Annotated in this window: 21 protein-coding genes and 1 pseudogene; 10 read left to right on the top strand and 12 right to left on the bottom strand. The window is 42.8% G+C overall.

The window, feature by feature from the left end; all coding sequences use genetic code 11:
- Positions 1–30: 30 nt before the first annotated feature.
- From I8748_RS19465 to I8748_RS19485, 5 genes are all read right to left on the bottom strand, one after another.
- Entirely contained in the window at positions 31–618 is a 588-nt protein-coding gene (locus tag I8748_RS19465) for a 5-formyltetrahydrofolate cyclo-ligase (RefSeq protein ID WP_198126213.1), read from the bottom strand.
- Positions 619–1,029: 411 nt separating this feature from the next.
- Complete coding sequence (locus I8748_RS19470) at positions 1,030–1,974, bottom strand: GDP-L-fucose synthase family protein (RefSeq protein WP_198126214.1); 945 nt, start codon at positions 1,972–1,974, stop codon at positions 1,030–1,032.
- 23 nt (positions 1,975–1,997) lie between these two features.
- On the bottom strand, positions 1,998–3,077 hold the full coding sequence (gene gmd, locus I8748_RS19475) for a GDP-mannose 4,6-dehydratase (protein ID WP_198126215.1): 1,080 nt from the start codon (positions 3,075–3,077) through the stop codon (positions 1,998–2,000).
- Between the two features lie 531 nt (positions 3,078–3,608).
- On the bottom strand, positions 3,609–4,367 hold the full coding sequence (locus I8748_RS19480) for a sugar transferase (RefSeq protein ID WP_096551714.1): 759 nt from the start codon (positions 4,365–4,367) through the stop codon (positions 3,609–3,611).
- A gap of 94 nt (positions 4,368–4,461) precedes the next feature.
- Positions 4,462–5,622 carry a glycosyltransferase gene (locus I8748_RS19485; RefSeq protein WP_198126216.1) on the bottom strand — a complete coding sequence of 387 codons (1,161 nt, stop codon included), beginning with the start codon at positions 5,620–5,622 and terminating at the stop codon, positions 4,462–4,464.
- 292 nt (positions 5,623–5,914) lie between these two features.
- On the opposite strand from I8748_RS19485, the gene I8748_RS19490 reads away from it, so the two are divergent.
- The 3 genes from I8748_RS19490 to I8748_RS19500 all read left to right on the top strand — a co-directional run bounded on the left by I8748_RS19490 (position 5,915) and on the right by I8748_RS19500 (position 8,614).
- Positions 5,915–6,850, top strand: a complete 936-nt coding sequence (locus I8748_RS19490) for an NAD-dependent epimerase/dehydratase family protein (RefSeq protein ID WP_198126217.1) — start codon at positions 5,915–5,917, stop codon at positions 6,848–6,850.
- A 172-nt stretch (positions 6,851–7,022) separates the two neighbouring features.
- Positions 7,023–7,901: a dTDP-4-dehydrorhamnose reductase gene (gene rfbD / locus I8748_RS19495; protein WP_198126218.1), complete on the top strand. Its 879-nt coding sequence runs from the start codon at positions 7,023–7,025 to the stop codon at positions 7,899–7,901.
- A 140-nt stretch (positions 7,902–8,041) separates the two neighbouring features.
- Positions 8,042–8,614 carry a Uma2 family endonuclease gene (locus I8748_RS19500; RefSeq protein WP_198126219.1) on the top strand — a complete coding sequence of 191 codons (573 nt, stop codon included), beginning with the start codon at positions 8,042–8,044 and terminating at the stop codon, positions 8,612–8,614.
- Between the two features lie 72 nt (positions 8,615–8,686).
- Here the strand turns inward: I8748_RS19500 and pgsA are convergent, their stop codons facing one another.
- A complete protein-coding gene (gene pgsA / locus I8748_RS19505) occupies positions 8,687–9,205 on the bottom strand; it encodes a CDP-diacylglycerol--glycerol-3-phosphate 3-phosphatidyltransferase (protein ID WP_198126220.1) in 519 nt (172 codons plus the stop codon).
- An 81-nt stretch (positions 9,206–9,286) separates the two neighbouring features.
- Here pgsA and I8748_RS19510 point away from each other — a divergent pair, with 81 nt between their 5' ends.
- On the top strand, positions 9,287–10,708 hold the full coding sequence (locus tag I8748_RS19510; protein WP_198126221.1) for an aspartate ammonia-lyase: 1,422 nt from the start codon (positions 9,287–9,289) through the stop codon (positions 10,706–10,708).
- A gap of 266 nt (positions 10,709–10,974) precedes the next feature.
- Here I8748_RS19510 and I8748_RS19515 read toward each other — a convergent pair.
- Positions 10,975–11,106 (bottom strand): annotated as a pseudogene (locus I8748_RS19515) (cation transporting ATPase C-terminal domain-containing protein); the annotation flags it as partial.
- Positions 11,107–11,217: 111 nt separating this feature from the next.
- On the opposite strand from I8748_RS19515, the gene I8748_RS19520 reads away from it, so the two are divergent.
- The 5 genes from I8748_RS19520 to I8748_RS19540 all read left to right on the top strand — a co-directional run bounded on the left by I8748_RS19520 (position 11,218) and on the right by I8748_RS19540 (position 15,676).
- Positions 11,218–12,189 carry a DUF362 domain-containing protein gene (locus I8748_RS19520; RefSeq protein WP_198126222.1) on the top strand — a complete coding sequence of 324 codons (972 nt, stop codon included), beginning with the start codon at positions 11,218–11,220 and terminating at the stop codon, positions 12,187–12,189.
- Between the two features lie 893 nt (positions 12,190–13,082).
- Positions 13,083–13,268: a hypothetical protein gene (locus I8748_RS19525; protein WP_198126223.1), complete on the top strand. Its 186-nt coding sequence runs from the start codon at positions 13,083–13,085 to the stop codon at positions 13,266–13,268.
- Between the two features lie 415 nt (positions 13,269–13,683).
- Positions 13,684–14,196, top strand: a complete 513-nt coding sequence (locus tag I8748_RS19530) for an inorganic diphosphatase (RefSeq protein WP_198126224.1) — start codon at positions 13,684–13,686, stop codon at positions 14,194–14,196.
- A gap of 128 nt (positions 14,197–14,324) precedes the next feature.
- Positions 14,325–14,708: an aspartate 1-decarboxylase gene (panD, locus tag I8748_RS19535; protein ID WP_198126225.1), complete on the top strand. Its 384-nt coding sequence runs from the start codon at positions 14,325–14,327 to the stop codon at positions 14,706–14,708.
- Positions 14,709–14,719: 11 nt separating this feature from the next.
- Positions 14,720–15,676 carry an MBL fold metallo-hydrolase gene (locus I8748_RS19540; RefSeq protein WP_198126226.1) on the top strand — a complete coding sequence of 319 codons (957 nt, stop codon included), beginning with the start codon at positions 14,720–14,722 and terminating at the stop codon, positions 15,674–15,676.
- Positions 15,677–15,721: 45 nt separating this feature from the next.
- Here the strand turns inward: I8748_RS19540 and I8748_RS19545 are convergent, their stop codons facing one another.
- The 5 genes from I8748_RS19545 to coaD all read right to left on the bottom strand — a co-directional run bounded on the left by I8748_RS19545 (position 15,722) and on the right by coaD (position 20,195).
- Entirely contained in the window at positions 15,722–16,516 is a 795-nt protein-coding gene (locus I8748_RS19545; RefSeq protein WP_198126227.1) for a class I SAM-dependent methyltransferase, read from the bottom strand.
- A gap of 261 nt (positions 16,517–16,777) precedes the next feature.
- Entirely contained in the window at positions 16,778–17,842 is a 1,065-nt protein-coding gene (locus I8748_RS19550; RefSeq protein ID WP_198126228.1) for an anthranilate phosphoribosyltransferase family protein, read from the bottom strand.
- Positions 17,843–17,925: 83 nt separating this feature from the next.
- Complete coding sequence (locus I8748_RS19555) at positions 17,926–18,873, bottom strand: LysR family transcriptional regulator (protein ID WP_198126229.1); 948 nt, start codon at positions 18,871–18,873, stop codon at positions 17,926–17,928.
- A 207-nt stretch (positions 18,874–19,080) separates the two neighbouring features.
- Positions 19,081–19,734, bottom strand: coding sequence for a DivIVA domain-containing protein (locus I8748_RS19560; protein ID WP_198126230.1), 654 nt, complete (start codon positions 19,732–19,734; stop codon positions 19,081–19,083).
- On the bottom strand, positions 19,644–20,195 hold the full coding sequence (gene coaD, locus I8748_RS19565) for a pantetheine-phosphate adenylyltransferase (RefSeq protein ID WP_198126231.1): 552 nt from the start codon (positions 20,193–20,195) through the stop codon (positions 19,644–19,646). The genes I8748_RS19560 and coaD overlap by 91 nt, the downstream gene beginning before the upstream one ends.
- Before the next feature lie 293 nt (positions 20,196–20,488).
- Here coaD and lgt point away from each other — a divergent pair, with 293 nt between their 5' ends.
- The gene (lgt, locus tag I8748_RS19570) at positions 20,489–21,364 is read left to right on the top strand and encodes a prolipoprotein diacylglyceryl transferase (protein ID WP_198126232.1); all 876 of its coding nucleotides are present in this window, start codon (positions 20,489–20,491) and stop codon (positions 21,362–21,364) included.
- Positions 21,365–21,561 lie beyond the last annotated feature (197 nt).

A 21,561-nucleotide genomic window follows, 5' to 3' on the forward strand; every position in this document is an offset into this window, starting at 1 on the left:
TTGGGCAAAATTGACCGACTTTAAAGACTTTCAGCCTTTGTAAGTCAAGTTGGTTTCTGTAACAATAGCTTGTAACGGTTTATCCCAACTTTCAATAGGTATTTGCGACAAATAAGCAAAATCAAACACAATTCCTATAGTTAATTTTTCTGCCCACTCTGGTGAACTGAGCAAGCGATCATAATATCCCCCACCATAGCCTAGGCGATAGCCTTGATAGTCGCAAGCAACACTGGGAATTAGAACCAAATCCACTTTTGCTGGATTGATCTGTGGTGCGTTTGCATGAGGTTCAGGAATGCCGTAAGCACCTATTTGCAAAGCGTCGTTAGGTTCCCAGCTATGCCAATAAAGGGATTTACCCACGCAACGCGGAAATCCCCAACGGCAATTGGTGTTTGCAAATAGTGGACTGATGTCAGGTTCTTGGCGAAAGCTGAAATAGGCAAGTACGGTTCTTGCTTGGGTGAGTAAGATAGATGTTTGGAGTTGTGTGCAGATGCGATCGCTTTTTTCTCTCCACTCCCAAATTGGCATTGATTGCCTTGCTTTCAGCAAAGTCCTACGTAGTTCTGCTTTATTTAGTTGACGATTGTCCACATTCAAGTAATACGACATTGTGTGTGCGTTTTAATTGTAAGTTAGCCAAACTAAATAATCCTCTAACTCAAAAATTTTGCTATTTCACCCCAATACTTACTTGACAAAAATTGCAATATACACCAAGAACTACCTTCTGGTCTGAGAGCTACCCTTATTTTTTTTGCTGATTTATTAGTTTTATTTTTGTTAATTTTCTAAACGAGTTTTCCAAAAACCGTATTAAAAAGTACGCCTTTTTCAGGCAACCATCAGATGTGCAGGTATGCACATATCATTTGCGTGCATAAAAAATGGTAGAACGTAAATTTGAACGTCTACCATTTATCTTCCATAATCCAAAATCCACAGATGATGGATGGGGCAAAATGCAAGCACTAAATCTTTGCTCAAAGAAGTTAAGGTGGACATTGCCCAACCTAACTTTTGTTATCCGGCGTTTTTACGCCACCATTCAATCGTATTCTTCAGCCCTTCTTCAAAGCTCACCTGAGCAGTGAAATTAAAGGCTTGCTTCGCCCTTTCAGTATCCAAACACCTACGGGGTTGACCATTGGGTTTGTCAGTTTCCCAAACAATTTCACCGTCAAACTCCATCAGTTTGCAGATGAGAGTGATTAAATCGCGAATGGAGATTTCATAACCCGTTCCCAGGTTCACCGGTTCAGAATCATTGTAGAATTGAGTTCCCATGACAATCCCTCGTGCTGCATCTTCAGAATAGAGAAATTCGCGGGTAGGACTGCCATCACCCCAAACAGGGAGTTGTTTTTCTCCCTTAACTTGGGCTTCGTGAACTTTGCGAATTAACGCCGGAATCACATGGGAACTTCTAGGGTCAAAGTTATCTTCCGGGCCGTATAAATTAACTGGCAACAGATAAATGCCATTGAAGCCGTACTGCTGGCGGTAAGATTGCAGTTGCACTAAAAGGGCTTTCTTGGCGACTCCGTAAGGCGCGTTGGTTTCTTCTGGATAGCCATTCCACAGGTCATCCTCTTTAAATGGCACTGGGGTGAATTTAGGATAAGCGCAGATTGTACCAACACAAACGAACTTTTCTACTCCAGCTTGATAGGCAGCATGAATTAGCTGAGTTCCCATAATCAAGTTATCGTAGAACAATTCTGCGGGTTTTTCACGGTTGAGACCAATACCACCAACGTGAGCTGCTAAGTGGATGATCACGTCTTGCTGGTCAACTGCACGTTGGCAATTTTCCCACACCCGCAAATCGTTGTCACGCGATCGCGGCACTGTAATTTTTGCAATATCAGCACCAGCCTTACCCAGCTGATCTATCACTTGACGACCCAGAAAACCCGACCCACCAGTGACGAGAATCCTTTTGTTGCTTAGTTCTAAGGCGGTCATATCTTTATCCTCGGCGGTGTGAATCAGAAGTGGAGGGCACCCAATTCTTGACGAATAGTTGCAATATCCTCAGTAACGGATGAACCGTTTCCATTGGGAGAAGTTTGACCCAATGCCTGTAAGTCTGCTTCTACCATCAGGGCTACTAATCCTTCAAAGGTGACTGATGGTGTCCAGCCCAACTTTTGTCGCGCTTTGGTAGGATCGCCAATCAACAAGTCCACTTCCGCCGGACGCAGATAGCGGTCATCAAACTCTACATAATCTTGCCAATTGAGATTCACATAACCAAATGCCAACTCTAAAAATTCTCGCACTGAGTGAGTTTCACCAGTCGCAATCACGTAATCATCAGGCTGGTCTTGTTGTAACATCAGCCACATTGCCCGGACGTAATCCTTGGCATAACCCCAATCGCGCTTGGCATCAAGATTTCCCATGTAAAGCTTTTTCTGTTTCCCAGCCACAATTCTGGCAACTGCCCTGGTAATTTTCCGAGTCACAAAAGTTTCACCACGCCTTGGTGATTCGTGGTTGAAAAGTATGCCATTACAAGCAAACAAATTGTAAGACTCGCGGTAATTCACTGTTTGCCAGTGGGCGTAAACTTTAGCACAAGCATAGGGACTACGGGGATAGAAGGGTGTTGTCTCACTTTGGGGTACAGCTTGCACTAAACCATACATTTCTGAAGAACCAGCTTGATAAAAACGTACTTGAATCCCAGTACGTCGCTGGTAGTCGCGGATTGCTTCTAGCAATCGTAACGTTCCCATTCCCACTGCATCGACTGTGTATTCTGGAGAATCAAAGCTGACTCTGACATGGGATTGAGCGCCCAGGTTGTAAATTTCTGTGGGCTGAACTTCTTCTAAAATGCGACGCAGCGTTGTACCGTCCGTCAAGTCGCCGTAGTGAAGAAGCAACCGCACTCCCTCTTTATGGGGGTCTTCGTAAATGTGATCGATGCGGTCTGTGTTGAAGGTAGAAGTCCGGCGAATAATGCCATGAACTTCATAACCTTGCTCTAGCAAAAACTCACTCAGGTATGAACCATCTTGACCGGTAATACCAGTAATCAACGCGCGCTTGTTTTGCGTCATGCTCAATAATCCCTTGTTGTCTTTGATGAAGTACTTGCAGTTTAATTGATACAACCTAGCAGCTAATGGCTAAATTGCCTAATGGGAAACCTACGGGCTTTATTTTATTGATACAAAAGTTTTCCGTAAACAAATATACTTAATAAAAAGTAATTTAACAAGTCAGTTCTCAAGAGCTTAACTTGAGACTGTTAAGTTATTTTGTATAGATTTTTTAATCTTTGCCAAAACTTCATATAGCCTGAGTTTTTGTTAAGGCTGAATCAACCTAAGATTGTGGATTCGACTTCGTGGCATTTGTTGGGTAAAGGTAAAGGCAAAAGGGTCAAAAAAGAAGGATCTTCGAGCGCTTAAAAGCGACAAAGGCAAAAAAATAAGAAACTATACTGTCTTTTTTGCCTTTCACCTTTCCCCTTTCCCTACAAGAGTGCAAAAGATATTTTTGCAAGAAATTATGGGCAAAAGGTCTTTTGACTGCCGCAAAGCATGACTAGGGGCAGGAACTGCCCCATATGATAGTTGAGTTTTTGTTCAGTATGCTCCGTTATTTTTGGGCATAATAACTACATCAATCGTTTTTAACATGATCCATAAATCGAGCCAAAAAGTCCTAAATTTGACATAATGCAGGTCTATTTGGACTCTTCGAGGGTAGGGAATGTCATTACGCCCAGAAACTTGCCACAATCCAGTGATTCCTGGTCGGATTGTCAATATCTGGTCTATGTGACAACCATACTTTGGTAATTCTTCCGCTACTAAAGGTCGCGGGCCGACAACACTCATGTCTCCTTTTAAAACGTTCCAGAACTGGGGAAATTCGTCCAAGCTCGTAATTCGCAAAAATCGACCAATTTTTGTAATCCGCGGGTCTTGTTTCAGCTTGAAACTGCTCTCAAATTCTTGTCGCAATTGAGGCGATGTTTCCATGATTTGGACTAGAACTTCGTCTGCATTCCTCACCATTGTTCGGAATTTAATGCAGTTAAACGGTTTGTAGTTTTTACCGACCCGTTGCTGAACATAAAAAATTGGGCCTTCTGAACTCAAAGCAATCAGCAAGGCCAAAATTAAGTAGACGGGGAAGAACAAAATTAACACTGACAGCGAAAATGCGATATCGAACAGTCGCTTGGCAAACTCTCCGTTTAAACCCTCACTAGACAAACTTTTGGGTTTGACCTTGGGCGTCTTTGTTTTTTGACCACGTTTTAAGAAAGTACGTGTAGACGCTCTAGCGTCTTGCCGTAGGCCTCGCTTGCCGGAGAGGAGTGAGCTCTGGGCAGTCATCATACTCCTTAATAATCCACACCACACATAGTCCCAATCTTAAAGCTAAAAGGAGGTGCTTCTGGGGGAAAATTGCCAAAAGCCTACAAAACAATTACAAAAATCCAGACCTTTCTTGAATCGATGGTCTTTTTTCTTTGCAATTATTTAAAAAATCTAGGTAACGCCCTGCGAAAATCTGGGGTGAAAACTGGGCAGAGTGCGATCGCAAATACTCAGGATTGAACAAATTTTCATACATTTCAAATTTTTCTACTGCCTCCACTAAAGCTGCTTCTGTTTGCATCCTGAAGAAGATACCCGTTGCTGTATCCCCGCAGGAGCGGATATCTCGCACTGTTTCCAGGGCCCCACCTGCACCATAGGCAATTACCGGAGTACCACAAGCTTGTGCCTCGACCAAGGCAATGCCAAAATCTTCACAAGCCGCATACACAAATGCCTTAGCCCTAGCCATATATTTTTTTACCACATCATCGGGCTGCCATCCCAAGATTTGGATATTAGAGTTGGCTATCTCACGAATTTTTTTCATTTCTGAACCTGTACCAATAATCACCAATGGTCGCTGCAATTGATTAAAAGCTTTGACAATTAAAGATACTTGCTTGTAACTCTCCAACCTGGAAACAGTCAAGTAAAAATCCTCCTTTTGCTCAAAAAAGGGAAATGCCTCGATATTCACTGGCGGATAAATGACTGTTGCTTCCCGGCGATAGCAGCGCCAAATGCGGCGAGCGATATGCTGTGAATTGGCAATAAAGTAATCAACGCGATTTGCACTTAATACATCCCAATAACGCAAACGATGCAGTAAGTACCTCGTTACCCACCCAACTGCACCGCTACCCAAGTTGCTGTGGCTTAGATAATCAAAAGTTAAATCCCAGGCGTAGCGCATCGGGCTGTGGCAGTAGCAAATATGCAACTGATCAGGTCTAGTCAAGACTCCTTTGGCTACAGCATGGGATGAAGACAAAATCACATCATACTCTCGCAAATCCAGTTGCTCAATGGCTAACGGCAAAAAAGGCAAATACTTTTGCACACCGTTGCGGGCAAAGGGAAAATGCTGGAGAAACGTTGTACCAATCTGACGTTTGTATAAATAACTTTCAGGATTGCTAGATTCAAAGTCAATCAGAGCATATAAATCAGCATCAACGTGGTTCAGAATTTCCCGTACAACTAGTTCTGAACCGCCGGTGGCTTTCGGTGTCAGCCACTCATGAACCAGAGCGTATTTCAAGGGCACAGCTAACTTTAAAATGTAGAAAATACGTAAGGAAAATTGAGGTTAACTGAAAAGTTTCCCTTTGCGATCAACGAACGGGAAGCGCCCCAGGTTGAACGAAAGACGTAATTCTCCCCCCAGAGGTTCCAGAGGGATGCTGCAACCTGATAACCTCAAATTGGGTACTGGGGATTAGGGATTGGGTACTGGTGATTAGAGATTGGGTCTTGGGAAGAGTACTTTTTTGCATGTTTCCCAGTCCCCAGTACCCAGTCGCCAATCCCGAAGCATTTGACATAAGAAGTAGGAATTTATGCGAATTTTGATTATTGGTGGTACTAGGTTCATTGGTGTCTACTTAACTCAACTGCTAGTGGAACAAGGACATGATGTAGTACTGTTCAATCGTGGTAATCGTCCTGCACCTTCTTTGCAGGGAGTAAAACAAATTATAGGTGATCGCACTGATGCCACTCAGCTCAAAGAAAAATTATCAAAAGAAAATTTTGATGCCATTTTTGACAATAATGGACGAGAACTTACAGATACTCAACCCCTGGCAGAAATTTTTACTGACCGCGTGCAGCATTTTGTGTACATGAGTTCTGCGGGTGTGTATCTCAAATCTGACCAATTGCCTCATGTAGAAGGCGATGCAGTAGATCCTAAAAGTCGCCACCGAGGTAAGCATGAAACAGAAGCTTACCTAATTCAACAGGGATTGCCTTTTACTTCTATTCGTCCAACCTACATTTATGGGCCGCGTAACTATAATGACTTGGAAAGTTGGTTTTTTGATAGAATTGTGCGCGATCGCCCGATTCCTATTCCTGGTAACGGTTTACATATCACTCAGCTAGGGCATGTACTAGATTTGGCACTAGCCATGACTCAAGTTTTAGGCAATCAGCAAGCAGTAAGACAGATTTATAACATTTCAGGCGATCGCTATGTCACTTTTAATGGTCTAGCCCGTGCTTGTGCTGTTGCTGCCGGCAAATCACCCGATGATGTCAAAATTATTAATTATGACCCGAAAAAGTTTGATTTTGGCAAGCGCAAAGCTTTTCCACTGCGAGTACAGCATTTCTTTGCATCGGTAAATAAAGCTACGACAGAATTAAGTTGGCAGCCTCAATATGATTTGATTTCCGGGCTGACTGATGCCTTTGAAAATGATTATCTGACCAATGGGCGGGATAAAGCTGAAGTAGATTTTTCTCTGGATGAGGAAATTCTACAAGCTTAAGGACTCTGGGTGCAGGAAAGGGAGCAGGGGAGCAGGGGTGCGGGGGAGTAAAATCTCATACACCTGTTTGATGCTGGAATTGGATAATTTCTCCCCCAGCCTCCTCTGTTTGCCCAATTCATCCCACTATTCTGCAACGTCCAAAATTGCTGTTAAATACAGACATATTTACATGAAAATACTGTTGACAGGCATTACAGGACAAATAGGTTGGGAATTGCAACGTACCCTGATGACTGTGGGTGAGGTGATTCCTGTAAGGCGTAATGAGATGGATCTAACTCAACCAAATAGCATTAGTGGTACTATCCAACAAGTCAAACCCGACTTAATAGTTAATCCAGCTGCTTATACAGCTGTAGATAAGGCAGAGTCAGAACCAGAATTGGCAATGGCAATTAATGGTATTGCGCCTGGTATCATGGCCGAGTCAGCAAAAAAAGTAGGTGCAGCGCTGATTCACTATTCCACCGATTATGTATTTGATGGTGCAAATACAACTCCTTACACTGAGTCAGATAAACCTAACCCACAAAACATTTACGGTAAAACAAAATTAGTCGGTGAACAAGCGATCGCTTCTAGTGGAGTACCGCATTTAATTTTACGTACCAGTTGGGTTTATGGGTTGCGAGGTAAAAACTTTTTATTAACTATGCAAAAACTGGCTCAAGAACGGGAAGAAATTAAAGTTGTTGCTGACCAAATTGGCGCACCTACTTGGAGTCGGGTAATTGCTGAAACTACAGCCCAAATTTTATCTCAGGCTCGACATCATGTATCTGATTTTTTAGTTAGCAAAGGTGGACTTTATCACCTAACAGCTAGCGGACAAACTAGTTGGTATACATTTGCTCAGGCGATTTTTGCCCATGATGTCCAACACAGTGAACGAAAGTTACAGAATTTGATAGCAATTACATCCAAAGAGTATCCTACAGCAGCCAAAAGACCAGCTTATTCTTTATTAATTAGTCAGAAATTATCTAATACATTTGGGCTGTTTCTACCAGATTGGCAGAAGACTTTAGAGTTAGTATTAAGCGAATAATTCGTAATGAGTAATTGATAATTTCTTGAAAAACAGAGTAGCTAACTGTAATTATGAATAAATAAAAATACACAAGCATGGTTTTGTCAATAAATAATAGCATGATATAATTAATAGCTATTGCGGCTAGGTTTAGGGTTATGACTCCTTTGACATTAAATTTAGACACCGTTCATTTGAGTGACGAACAGTTCTATCAACTATGTCAAAATAACCGCGAGTTACAATTTGAACGAACGGCTAAGGGAGAATTAATCATTATGCCACCCGTTGGAGGCGAAAGTGGTAATCGAGAAGCCGACTTAATTATCGATTTGGGAATTTGGAATCGCCAAACTGACCTCGGTTTTACCTTCAGTTCCTCCACTGTATTTAAGTTACCTAATGGCGCAGACCGTTCTCCTGATGCTGCTTGGATTCAAAAGGAACGTTGGGAGGGACTCACCCCAGAACAAAGACGTAAATTTCCCCCTATTGCACCGGATTTTGTGATTGAATTAAGGTCAGCAACAGATGATTTGCAAATGCTGCGTGACAAAATGCAAGAATATATAGATGCAGGAGTGCAACTGGGATGGTTGATTAATCCGCAACAGCAGCAAGTGGAAATTTATCGCCAGGGGCAAGATGTAGAAGTGCGAAACCTTCCCACAGAATTATCTGGTGAAAATTTATTGCCCGGATTTAGTTTGAGTTTATCGCCGTATTTGTAGATACCGATATTCTAATTTTATCGCTGCTAACCCCTCACTATTATCTAATTTAAAAATCGTATAGTATATTTATCAATCCGCAGTACTAACTTTTGGTGGTAAAAGATAAATACCTCCAGATATTAAAGTTAAAGCAACAGAAATCCAAAAAGCAATTAAAGATGGAGTTTGCCATTCTTGTGATAGAGGTGCAATTAAAAATGCGATCGCAATTATTTGACTTACAGTTTTAAGTTTGCCCCAAATATTCGCCCCCGTAATTTTAGTTTGATTCACCCGCCAACCAGCGATCGCTAATTCCCGCGCTAAAATTAAAAACACTCCCCAAGCCGGAACTTTTCCCAACTCAATCAACACCAGCAACGGCGCAAGCACCAGAAATTTATCCACCAAAGGGTCAAGAAACTTACCCAAGTCGCTAATTTGGTTGAGTTTCCGTGCCAAATACCCATCTAACCAATCAGTCAATGCAGCAACAAGGAAAATTGTCAAGCATATCCATCTAGCTTGTGATGTGGGATTGTACAAACCGTAAAGCAGAAACGGTACACCCAGAAGGCGAGAAAAAGTAATCCAATTTGGCAGCGTCATCTATATATTCTTCTTTGCGTCTTTGCGCCTTGGCGTGAGATTATTCTCATCACGCTTTCTTGAGATTCCCCAAATAATTCTATGACGCAACAAGATAATTCCCAATTCCGCATTGAACGCGATTCCATGGGCGATCGCCAAATTCCTAGTAGCGTTTACTACGGCATCCAGACCCTACGAGCCACAGAAAACTTTCCTATCAGTGGCATCAAGCCTTTACCTACTTACGTAGACGCTTGCTTACTAATTAAAAAAGCTACAGCAATTGTAAATGGTGAACTGAATTGTATTCCCCAAGATATTAGCAAAGCAATTGTGCAAGCCACTGATGAAATCTTAGCTGGAAAGCTTCGTGATCAATTTGTCGTAGATGTTTATCAAGCGGGTGCTGGGACTTCCCACCACATGAATGTCAACGAAGTTCTCGCAAATCGGGCTTTAGAAATTCTTGGCGACGAAAAGGGCAATTACAAGCGCGTTAGTCCTAATGACCACGTTAACTATGGGCAGTCTACCAATGATGTGATTCCCACAGCAATCCGTATTGGTGGCTTATTGGCACTTGCTCACACACTACACCCAGCTTTAGAAAAAGCGATCGCTACCCTAGAAAACAAAGCTGTAGAATTTCAAGATATCGTCAGATCCGGCAGAACTCACATGCAAGACGCTGTACCTGTGCGTTTGGGTGAGAATTTTCGCGCTTGGGCGCAAATTTTGACAGAACACCAAAACCGGATTTACACAGCTTCTGGCGATTTGATGGTGCTGGGTTTGGGAGGTAGTGCAGCTGGTACCGGTTTAAATACTCATCCCCAATATCGCGCCCGTGTGGTGGAAGTTCTTTCTGAATTGATAGCCACTCCTCTAGAACCTGCGCCTCACTTAATGGCAGCAATGCAGAGTATGGCCCCATTTGTCAATGTTTCCGGCGCTTTACGCAACTTGGCACAGGATTTAGTCAAAATTTCCCACGATTTACGGTTGATGGATTCCGGCCCTAAAACTGGTTTGAAAGAAATTCAACTACCGCCAGTACAACCAGGTTCCTCAATTATGCCAGGGAAATATAACCCAGTGATGGCAGAGATGACATCGATGGTTTGTTTTCAGGTGATGGGTTACGACAATGCGATCGCTCTTGCCGCCCAAGCAGGACAATTAGAATTGAATGTGATGATGCCGTTGATAGCCTATAATCTGATTCACAGTATCGAAATTCTTGGGTTAACCATCGCCGCCCTCACAGAACGTTGCATCCAAGGAATTACTGCTAACAAAGAACGTTGTTTGGCATACGCTGAAGGCAGTTTAGCTTTGGTAACTGCACTTAATACTCACATTGGTTATTTGAATGCAGCTAATGTTGCTAAAGAATCTTTAGAAACTGGCAAATCCTTACGGCAAATTGTTTTAGAACGCGGTTTAATGAGTGAGGCAGAATTAGCTACTGTATTGAATCTAGAACAGATGAGTAGTATTTTACCTCTGAGTCCAGAATAATAGCACTGATAGCAATTCTCCATAAACTTGCACTAAATGATTACCTCTCTTTTCCTTTGTGTTCTTTGGGTACTTTGTGGTTCGTTTCATAAAGGTGAAAAACTAACTGCAAAGAACGCAAAGTACAAATAAAAGAGGGTTTTAAAAAGTTTCTGTGTAAGTCTTGAATCAAAAAATATCTATTACAACGCAATATAGTAGGTTAGCACAGCTGTGCTAACCTACTATATTTAATTTGGTAGATTAAAACGATTCACCACCGCCGCTCATAAAATCATTGGTGAACCTACTGCAAAACAAAACAACCACTGCTGCAAGTTTAATGGTGCTGTTTCAAGAACTTCATTAATCAATTGCACATGGGCAAAGACAATCTGCAAAATAATTGCCTCTAAAATCCTAACTTTGTGGTTACGGCAGAGGTTAAGTTAGTAGGCAAGATTTGAGAGACTTGGTAAGCTGTTGACTGATGACTGTTGACGCTATTCATTACTCATAATTTATTATCCATGCAGACTCAAAAAACATCTGTCAGCCTGATTCGGGCTACTTCCTACGAACGAGAGGCTTTACGGGAATCTCTAGTCACACTGCTAGAACCTTTCGGGGGAATAGCTGCGTTTGTCAAAAAAGGCGATCGCGTTTTACTCAAACCTAATCTACTTACAGGTTCACGTCCTAGCAAAGAGTGTACTACTCGCGTTGAGTTGGTTTACGAAGTTGCTCAAATGGTACTTGAGGCTGGTGGTAAGCCATTTTTGGGGGATAGTCCGGCTTTTGGTAGTGCCAAAGGAGTCGCTTTAGCAAATGGCTATCAGCCACTTTTACAAGAATTAAATCTTCCCATCATCGAATTTCACGGTAAGCGATACCAAACCGTTAACGAAAGTTTTAACCACCTACTGCTATGCAAAGAAGCAATGGAAGCAGATGTGGTGATTAACCTGCCCAAAGTCAAATCACACAGCCAGCTAACGTTAACTCTAGGAGTAAAAAACCTCTTTGGCTGCGTTCCTGGCAAAATGAAAGCTTGGTGGCACATGGAAGCCGGAAAAGATGCCAACCGATTTGGGGAAATGTTAGTAGAAACAGCCAGGGCGATTAGCCCTAATTTAACCATTTTAGATGGCATCATTGGTCATGAAGGCAATGGCCCAAGTAATGGTGAACCTCGGCCCTTGGGGATTTTGGCAGCAGCATCAGATGTATTTGCCCTAGATCGGGCAATGGTAGAAATTCTCAACGTCCCACCTCATCAAGTGCCCACCGTCGCAGCTTACCAAAGACTAGGTGTTTGTCCAGAACTTGCTGCTATTGAGTTTCCTCACTTATCTCCCGACTTATTAAAAATAGAAGATTGGCGATTACCAGACAAGTTAATGCCAATTGATTTTGCGATGCCCCGCGTGATTAAATCAACCTTTAAACATCTTTACATTCGTTTTCTCAAAGAACCCATGAGTGCTTATGGCAGGCAATAGGGACTGGTTACTGGGGGGATGAGGGAGATGAGGGAGATGAGGGAGATGAGGGAGATGAGGGAGATGGGGACAGGGGAGCAATAACTAATAACAATTCCCAATTCCCCATTCCCAATTGCCCCTAATCCCCAACGCCACATGCTTCAAGCCGGGGAACCCGTCCAACGCAGTGGCTCCTCCCTTCGGTCGTGGGGGCCCCGAGTTCCCCATTCCCAATCCCTTTTACAGCATTTATACTCTATCTATATATAGATTGACAAAATCAAAGTAATATCACTCAGATTTGATAATTTTGATTTTGAAGTATTTTTTTAGTGTTATCACTGAAGAAACATTGTCAGGTCTAGTTAATCCATCTGTATTTATTCGGTGTAGATTTATAGTTGATAAAATTCTGACTATCCAGTTATTCTTAAGTTTCCAATGTTTTGGGTGTAACTGCTATTGCATGGTGAAAAACTAGTGTTATGTTTCGGTAACATTTCGGTATCTATCAAAGGTAGTGAAAACAAGCTAAACTGCTAAAAATAGCGTAAGCCAGCTTATTTGAAGATGTTATAATGCTGGCATACTCACCTGATAAAGGTTAATAATTAATGTCTACCAGTTCAAAAAATGTAGTTTAGACGACAATCTCTTAAAGAATGCTTAACCTCAAGATTACATATTGAGCAAGGAATCGTAACATATTAATCACTTGGTCAATTCCGAAATGTTTAACCGTAACTTTGTATCAAGATTATTATGTAACAAACTACTATTATGACACTTGCCAAACTGGTTCATGTTCTTGGCTGCAACACAGTTGACAGTCAAAAAATAGATAGAATATCATCTAGACTCTCGTCTAGAGAGTAAACCTCTAAGTGATGGACGAATTTCAATAATTTTGTATGAATTCAAATAGTCAGTCTGCCGATGCCGAGACGTATTCCCATCGTTTGGCAGACATAGTGGGAACTGCGATCGCTCTATTAACTCTAACGCTACCTGTGTTTGTCATTGCACACTTTTCTTCAAGCAATGTGCAGAATAACCAACAACCTTTGACCTACACATTACCAAAAGGTGGAAAGTGAACAATATCTCTAAAAATAGGGAATTGGGTATAGGGCAAGCAGGACACGGGAAATTGGGAATAAAAATTTTCATTTTCTCGTTGTCAACTAAAGTTCATGAGAAGCTATCTGATTGTTTTGTGATTTAAATCACGGCTGATGAAAAGTAAAGTTACCTTTTGCAGAAATTCCAACGTCAGGTAAGTTCAACCAAATAATTAATCGAAAGCGTTGCCAAGAAACCGTGCAACGCTTTTTTTATTTGTGTAAAATCACACTTAGGGTTTTGAACACAAGATAAAACCAATGCCTCATCCCCCATTCCCAATTCCTTAATTTCAGATTACTTTGGGAAGAAGTCCATCTTGGCCATAAAATTCTACACGGGGAACCAAAGTAGTGTCCCTAGCATTCACCGTTAGTTGAGGATTTTTCTGTGGACTTATCCCGTATTCCCGCTCAACCGAAACCTGGTATCATCAATGTTCTGGTTGAAATTCCAGGCGGGAGCAAAAATAAATACGAGTTTGACAAAGACCTGGAAGCTTTTGCCCTAGACCGGGTACTTTATTCTTCGGTAAGATATCCATACGACTATGGCTTTGTACCTAACACCTTGGCCGATGATGGCGACCCGCTAGATGGTATGGTCATAATTGACGAGCCGACCTTCCCTGGTTGTGTGATTGCTGCACGCCCCATTGGCTTTTTAGAGATGATTGACGGTGGCGATCGCGACGAAAAAATTCTCGCTGTACCGGATAAAGATCCGCGTTACGCTCAAATCAAATCTCTCAAAGACGTAGCGCCACACCGCTTGGATGAAATTGCCGAATTTTTCCGCAGTTATAAAAATTTAGAAAAAAAGGTGACTGAAATTCTCGGTTGGCAAGATGTACAGCAAGTCAACGCCCTAGTAGAAAAGTCCATCAGAGCTTTTAAAGCATAATGGGAAAGTTAGGAATTAGAGTTATGAGTTATTGGTTATGAGTTATGAATTTTTCTCTCTAACTCCGCGCCTCCTAACTTCTAACTCTTAACTCCTAACTTTTAAATTGTTGATTCCCCCTAAACCAAATGCACCGCACTATCCTTTTGGCAAAAATTCATAACTGCACCCTCACAGGGGCGAACATCAACTATGTGGGTAGCATCAGCATCGATAAAACCTTGTTAGAAAAGGCAGGGATCTTGCCTTACGAACAAGTGCAAGTAGTAAATAATGCCAATGGTCAGCGCTTTATTACTTATGCAATTCCTGCACCAGCCAATTCCGGAATAATAGAGCTAAATGGGGGTGCGGCACGTCTAGGCATTATAGGCGATCGCTTGATTATAATGACTTACGGGCAGTTTACTCCAGAAGAGTTAAAAAGTTACTCTCCCACAGTAGTGATCGTAGACGAAAAAAACCGACTTTTAGAAGTGCGGCACTACGATGACCTGCTCACTAAGGTCTAATTTCAAAGAAAATGTCAAATATTGAGCTGTCGGATTCCCAGACCTATCTAACTGAAAAGCCATCTACCCCGCCAAGTAGCCCAGTGGATAATTTTTTAGTGCAATTTTGGGGTGTACGGGGATTAATTCCCACCCCAGCCAGCAATGCTAACCGCTATGGTGGCAACACTACTTGTGTAGAAATGCATGTGGCCGGCAAACACTTAATTTTTGATGGGGGTACTGGCTTACGCATACTGGGTAAATCTTGGCAGCAAATACAACAGCCGTTAGAAGCCCATCTGTTTTTTAGCAACTCCCAATCAAATCGTATCCAAGGGTTTCCCTTTTTTGCCCCTGCATTTATTGCCAAAAATTGCTTCCACATCTATGGTATAGCTGCCTCAAATGGAGCTTCTATCAAACAATGCTTGTGTGACCAGATGCTCCAGCCACATTTTCCTTACCCTTTGCAAGTCATGCAGTCTAAATTGCAGTTCCACAATCTGATTGTGGGTAATGAGGTAAAGTTAGATGATGTCACGATCACAACAGGATTGATCAATCAAACTCAGCGGTCAGTTGGCTACCGGGTAACTTGGCAAGAATATAGCGTTGCCTACACCACAGATTTGCAAAACAGTGCCGATGAAGCCGAACGCGAGCGAATTTTAGAGATTATTAAAGACGTTGATTTGCTAATTGCCAATGCTACTTACGTCCCTCCAACATGCAACAACCATGACTCAGCTGATTTACAATGGCAAACTGCGGTAGATTTAGCTCACAGTGCGGGTGTGCAGCAATTAGTCATCTCTCATCACCACCCAGATGACGAGGATGATTTTCTTGACCAAGTGCAACTTGAAGTTCAATCTGTGTTTCCCAACGCATTATTAGCCTGTGAAGGTTTGGTGTTACCTGTTCGTAAAAAAGAGCAGGGGGAGATGAGGCAGATGAGGCAGATGAGGCAGATGAGGGAGAAATAACTCCTAACAACTGACAACTGACAACTGACAACTGACAACTGACAACTACTTAACACATCGGATAATTCCATATAGTCCATGAGCTTCTACTTGCACATGGTCTAGATGAAAGCCTGTTGTGAGTAAAATCTGCCGTAGCTCGTCTACGGTGAAAAAACGAAACACAATGCTGGGCAATGGCTTGAGAAAAGTAGTTGCAAACAGCTTGCCACCCTTACGCAACACTTGGTAAATGTTGCGTATTCCTGCTTCAGCATTAGGCCAGCAGTGCATCGCGGCTCCAGCATAGATAGCATCTACGGAATCTGATGCTAAGGGTAATGCTTCTACATCACCACGGATGATAGTTATCTGGGACGGTGAGATGCCATCTAATTTCATCTGTTGTTGTAACTGTGCCAACATCGACTCGGAATAATCTAAAGCGATGATCTGTTCGTACTTTCCCAGTAATGCCAAACGTCGCGCCATAATTCCTGTACCGCAGCTAATATCCACTACAATTTCTGGATCTTCGCCAAAGAATTCTGTACACTGCTGGAACTCTACATCAATACCGCCAAGGTTACGCAGTCCCATAGCCCAAATTGGGGGTAGGATGCGTTCATAGAAAAAAGAAATAATTGGAGAGCGGAATAACTCTGTGCGTAGAGGTTTTGTCTCGGCAGCATTACCTTCTATTTGCCTTTGTACTGCATCAGGAGTCAGATCTATCAAGGATGAAGGAGCTTTTTCTAGTTCATTCCTGAAATAATCAAGGCATGTATCACATCGCTGTGGAACTTCGGCTAGAGGTAGGTGACAAATAGGGCAAGTAATTACCCGCTGTAGTATCGACATAATAATTCGTAATTCGTAATTCGTAATTCGTAATTAATGTAGCGGCAATTCATGAATTGCTCAAAGTAGGGTGTATTTTTGCGTAAGTCCTATTTGTATTAGGGACTTCCAGAAATTAAATTATTCAATTTGGAGAGCAAAGACAATTAATAGACTCTTTCTCCCCCAGCTACCCCAGCCTCCCCAGCTCCCCCAGTTTCAAAAGCGATGGAATACTTAATTTAGTTGGAAGTCCCTTATGTGTCTTTCTATCGGTGCAGTTCATACTGGCTGAAACAGGGAATTTACTACTTTACTCAGTTGTTGAAGTTTGGCGGCAACTGCGCCACTAGTGAATAATTCTTGCGCTTTGACTATACCCGATCGCATATCTGGACAAATACCACTTTGCCATAGATAAAACCCGCCATTCCACAAGGCTGTTTGCATGAGTTCCCCAGATTTACCAGCCAATACTTCATGTATACCAGCAACGAGTTCTTCAGTGCTACCAAGGGGTACATTCTTAGTAGTAAAGCCATAATCATGGGGTGCAAGAAGTAACCTTTCTATTTCTATTGGTGCGTTCGGTACTGATAAAGCAATAATGGCAGTGCGATCGCGTGGTAAATCGCAACTACCTTCTAATCCCTTCACCAAGGTAAATTTTGTCACGCCCCGCAACCCCAAAGCTACTCGGAACATGGCTTCTGTGGGAGGATGAACAAACCCAGGAATTATATGGGCATCCCCAGCATAAGGACACCAAATTAATTCCATTGTGGCTAAGGGGGGACGTTTGCCGAGTTGGTCACGGTACTCCCAAATAGTTTTAGTTAAAGGAAAATGAAGCGGTGTATAAACAAAGCCTACTCCTGTTTGCTCAAACACCTGCTGAGTTTTGGAGAGTGGTAAGCTAGTCCAATCAATTCCTAATCCCTGCCAAATTTCTACTAGGGGTAAACCATACTTTGTCGGCAAGCGATCGCCACCATGCATGATAATTGGTTGTCCAACTGCGGCGAGTAATAAAGCCGTTACTGGGGCAATTGGTGCTGTGCGCGTTCTGCCATCATAAGGTATACCAAAAACGATCACTGGATGTGCCCAGGCAATAGGTTGTAGCTTTGGCCCCAATTCATCGTAGGCATCTAACATCCCCGCTAACTCTTCCCCCGTGGGACGCCTGATGCGGTGGGCAATCAAAAATGCTCCTATTTGGGCTGGTGTTGCTTCACCAAGCAGCATCATTCTAGTAGCGGTGGCTACTTCAGCACGAGTTAAATTTTCTCCCGTGTGGTTGCCACTGCCTACCTTTTTCAGCAATTCTCTAAATACATTGCTCATTTGTCCTTTGTCCTTTGTCAGTAGTCAGTTGTTAGTAGTCAGTTGTTAGTACTATTGACCACTGACCACTGACCACTGACCATTTAAGAAGCCGATCGCTGCTGCTGAAATTGCGGTGGGATATTTTCCCGTACCAGTTGCCAAAAGTGATTGATTGGGGGAATCTGGAGACGGTCTATTGTGGTTACCATAACTACCCGACGAGTTAAGGCTGTATTGTCAGATGTAGCACCAGTGCTATTACTAGCTAGGGAACGAACTGCCAAGGTGGGGTCATGCAGTGCTTCCATGAGTGCTGAGCGAGGTAGCAAAGCTATGAGTTCGCCTTGTCGCACTACTCCCCGGAAGGCATCTAAGGTATTTACCTCTAAAGCTGCCTGGAGTTTAGCTTCCAACCGCTCAAACTTATCTTGTACTAGGCGTTGCATTCCATATCCATCTTTAAAAACCACTTGGGGATAACGAATTAGCTCCGACCAAGGGATGCGTTCATATTGGGCTAGGGGATGATTTGCTGCAACTAAGACTTCTATTGGTTCATCATATAGTACTTCTACCACCATATCTCTGCCAGTGGTTAAAAAGCGATTATTCATCACAATTGCTAGATCTACCAATCCATCCTTGAGGACTTTGAGGGCGCGATCGCTACCCAATGATGTGACTCGCAATTGTACTTCTGGATAATCGTGACAAAATTTTTGCAACACTGGTGGCAGGTAAGAAGCGCAAAGCGAGTGAATCGCGGCAATGCATAGTTCTGGCTGCTTTCCTGCGATTAAATCTGTTAATTCTTGTGTAGCAATTTCCCACTCTTGGCAAATTTTGCGGGCACGAGGTAGTAAACGTTCACCTCCCAGAGTTAATTTGGCGTGACTGGTTCTGTGAAATAGTTCTACCCCGACATCGGCTTCCAAAGACTGGATTTGACGACTAATAGTCGATTGGGTGACACGACATTTTCGGGCTGCTTGTTGAAAGCTGCCAGTTTCCGCGATCGCCAGAAAGGCTTGCAACTGCTCTAGCCGCATTGTTATGTAGCCTGAATTACATTTATGGCTTTCATTAAGTTAACGGTTTTATCCTCTCAATTTAGTAGAGTTTGATACAAGTCTTTGTTTTGTCAATGGTCAATGGTCATTTGTCATTTGTTTAGGAGTGAAGAATTATTTCTCTACCAACACTGCTGTTAGCCTTGTCTTTCTCATCTCCCTCATCCCTATTTTCATGAAAGCAACTTACTTTCTCTTGGAAGAAGGTGAATCTGCTCGTAATTGTTGCCTTCCGTTGGTGATAATTCGTAACATATCTTGAAGGTCTTGCTCAATACCTTCGAGGACACTATCAGCGTATTCATCAGCACCGTTTTCAATTTCTTGAGCTTGGGCGATCGCTGTTTTTCTGATTTCTTCTAACTCTTGCTGACAAGCACGGCGCTTGAGGTCAATTTCCGTGAGGGTTTCTTGCATCATTGCCTCACATTCAAGTTGTACTTTTCGTCGCAGTTCTTCAGCTTCTCGTTCTGCCTGCTTGATGATATCGCTTTGGGCTAAAATTTGCGCTCTTTTGGCTTGGGCAGCTTCAACAATTTGCTGCCCATACTCTTCTGCTTCCAGCAAAACTTCATCTTTTTGTTCTAGGATAGCGGCTGCTTCCTGAAACACTGATGGCAAGGAAACTCTGATGAAATCGAGTTGCTCCAATAGTTTTTCTTCGTCTACTAGTGTGCGTCCCGTCAGCGGAATGCGGAAACCATCATCAATAATTAATTCCTCCAGCCGATTGAGTTCTTCCTGAATATCTACACTTCCAGATCCGTCGGGATACTCTGGCGGGGGGAGATAGTTTCCGTTGTCATTGGGTTCGCCGTTGGGGAGTTGTGGTTGTAGCATTTGTATATATCTAAAGCAATGTGTGGGGGAACAAGATGATCGACAGAACCACCAAACCTTGCAATCTCTTTTACCACACTACTACTTAAAAAACTATACTCGTTTGATGTTGCCAGAAAAACTGTCTCTATTTGAGTTGAAATAGTTTTATTAGTGTGAGCCATTTGTAGCTCTACTTCAAAGTCAGAAATTGCTCGTAAACCCCGCAGTAAAACTCCTGCGTGTTGCTTTTGGGCGTAGTTGACGGTAAGACCATCAAAGCTATCTACTTCTACATTAGGTAGATGTCGCGTAGCTATATGAATCTGTTCTAGTCGTTGCTGCACAGTAAAAAGTGGAACTTTATTAGGGTTCCGTAATACAGCAACAATCACCTTCTCAAACAGCCGACTACCACGCTGAATGATATCAAGATGACCTAAAGTGATGGGGTCGAAGCTACCTGGATAAATAGCAATCACGATACTTAGGTGCCTTAAAGATGCTTGAGTAATTATATCGAAAGGTTGGGGATTGGGGATTGGGTATCGGGGATTAGGTACTGGGGATCGGTTACTGAGGATTAGGGATTGGAAAAATTGATGACTATATCTCTTTCCCAGTCACCAGTCCCCAGTCGCCAGTCACCAGTCCCCAGTCCCCAGTCCCCAGTCAAGCAAAACCTGCTCTAATTGTTTATATAGAAAAACCCCCTTTCAATGGTGGGGTTAAAAGCTGATCACAGCTGAAAAATTAGTCAACTAGGTACTTTTGCATGGCACTGGATCTTTCCACTTTGCCTTTGGCATTTCAATTTACTTCACCAGGGCCAATCTTGGTGAAGCTAGGGCCAATAACTATCCGCTGGTATGGCTTGTTGATTGCCACAGCCGTATTAATCGGTGTCAGCCTTTCTCAATACTTAGCAAAGCGCCGTAACGTCAATCCAGACTTGCTAAGCGATTTGTCAATTTGGTTGGTGATTGGGGCAATACCGGCAGCACGGCTGTATTACGTTTTATTTCAGTGGTCAGAATATGCCCAGTCTCCTGAGCGAATTATTGCTATTTGGCAAGGGGGCATTGCAATTCACGGAGCAATTATTGGTGGTACAATAGCCGCTTTAATTTTTGCCAGACTTAAGCAAGTTTCTTTTTGGCAGATGGCTGATTTAGTGGCTCCTTCTCTGATTTTAGGGCAAGCGATCGGGCGTTGGGGTAATTTCTTTAACTCTGAGGCTTTTGGTGCCCCTACCAACTTACCTTGGAGGTTGTATATTCCACTAGAACGCCGTCCTCCAGAATTAGCTAGTTTTGAGTATTTTCATCCCACATTTCTCTACGAATCTTTGTGGGATTTAATGGTGTTTGCTCTGTTGCTGACGTTATTTTTTCGGGGTGTCGCTGGCAAGTCGCGGTTGCGAGTGGGTACGCTGTTTATGGTTTACCTGGCAACCTACAGCTTAGGACGCTTTTGGATTGAGGGTCTTCGCACTGATAGTTTGATGCTGGGGCCGCTGCGGATTGCACAGGTTGTCAGCCTCACTGGAATCGCTTTAGGATTAGCAGGTTTAGCTTGGCTTTACATACGTAAACGCCCTCTGCCTGATGTAGTTTCTCCCCTGAAAGGAGATGGGGAGATGGGGGGATAGGGAGATGAGGGGATGGGTGATGGGTAATGGGTAATGGGTGAGATGTGGTGAATAATAGTAAAATCCAATTACCAATTACCAATTCCCAATTCCCCATTCCCAATGCCCTATGCCCAATTCCCACTGACTGAAGAACGAAATAAATGATTATGTTCAGGATGATATAAACGCGATCGCCCTGTTGTCGGTAAAAGTGC

Source organism: Amazonocrinis nigriterrae CENA67, from assembly GCF_016056305.1.
Taxonomy (GTDB): domain Bacteria; phylum Cyanobacteriota; class Cyanobacteriia; order Cyanobacteriales; family Nostocaceae; genus Amazonocrinis; species Amazonocrinis nigriterrae.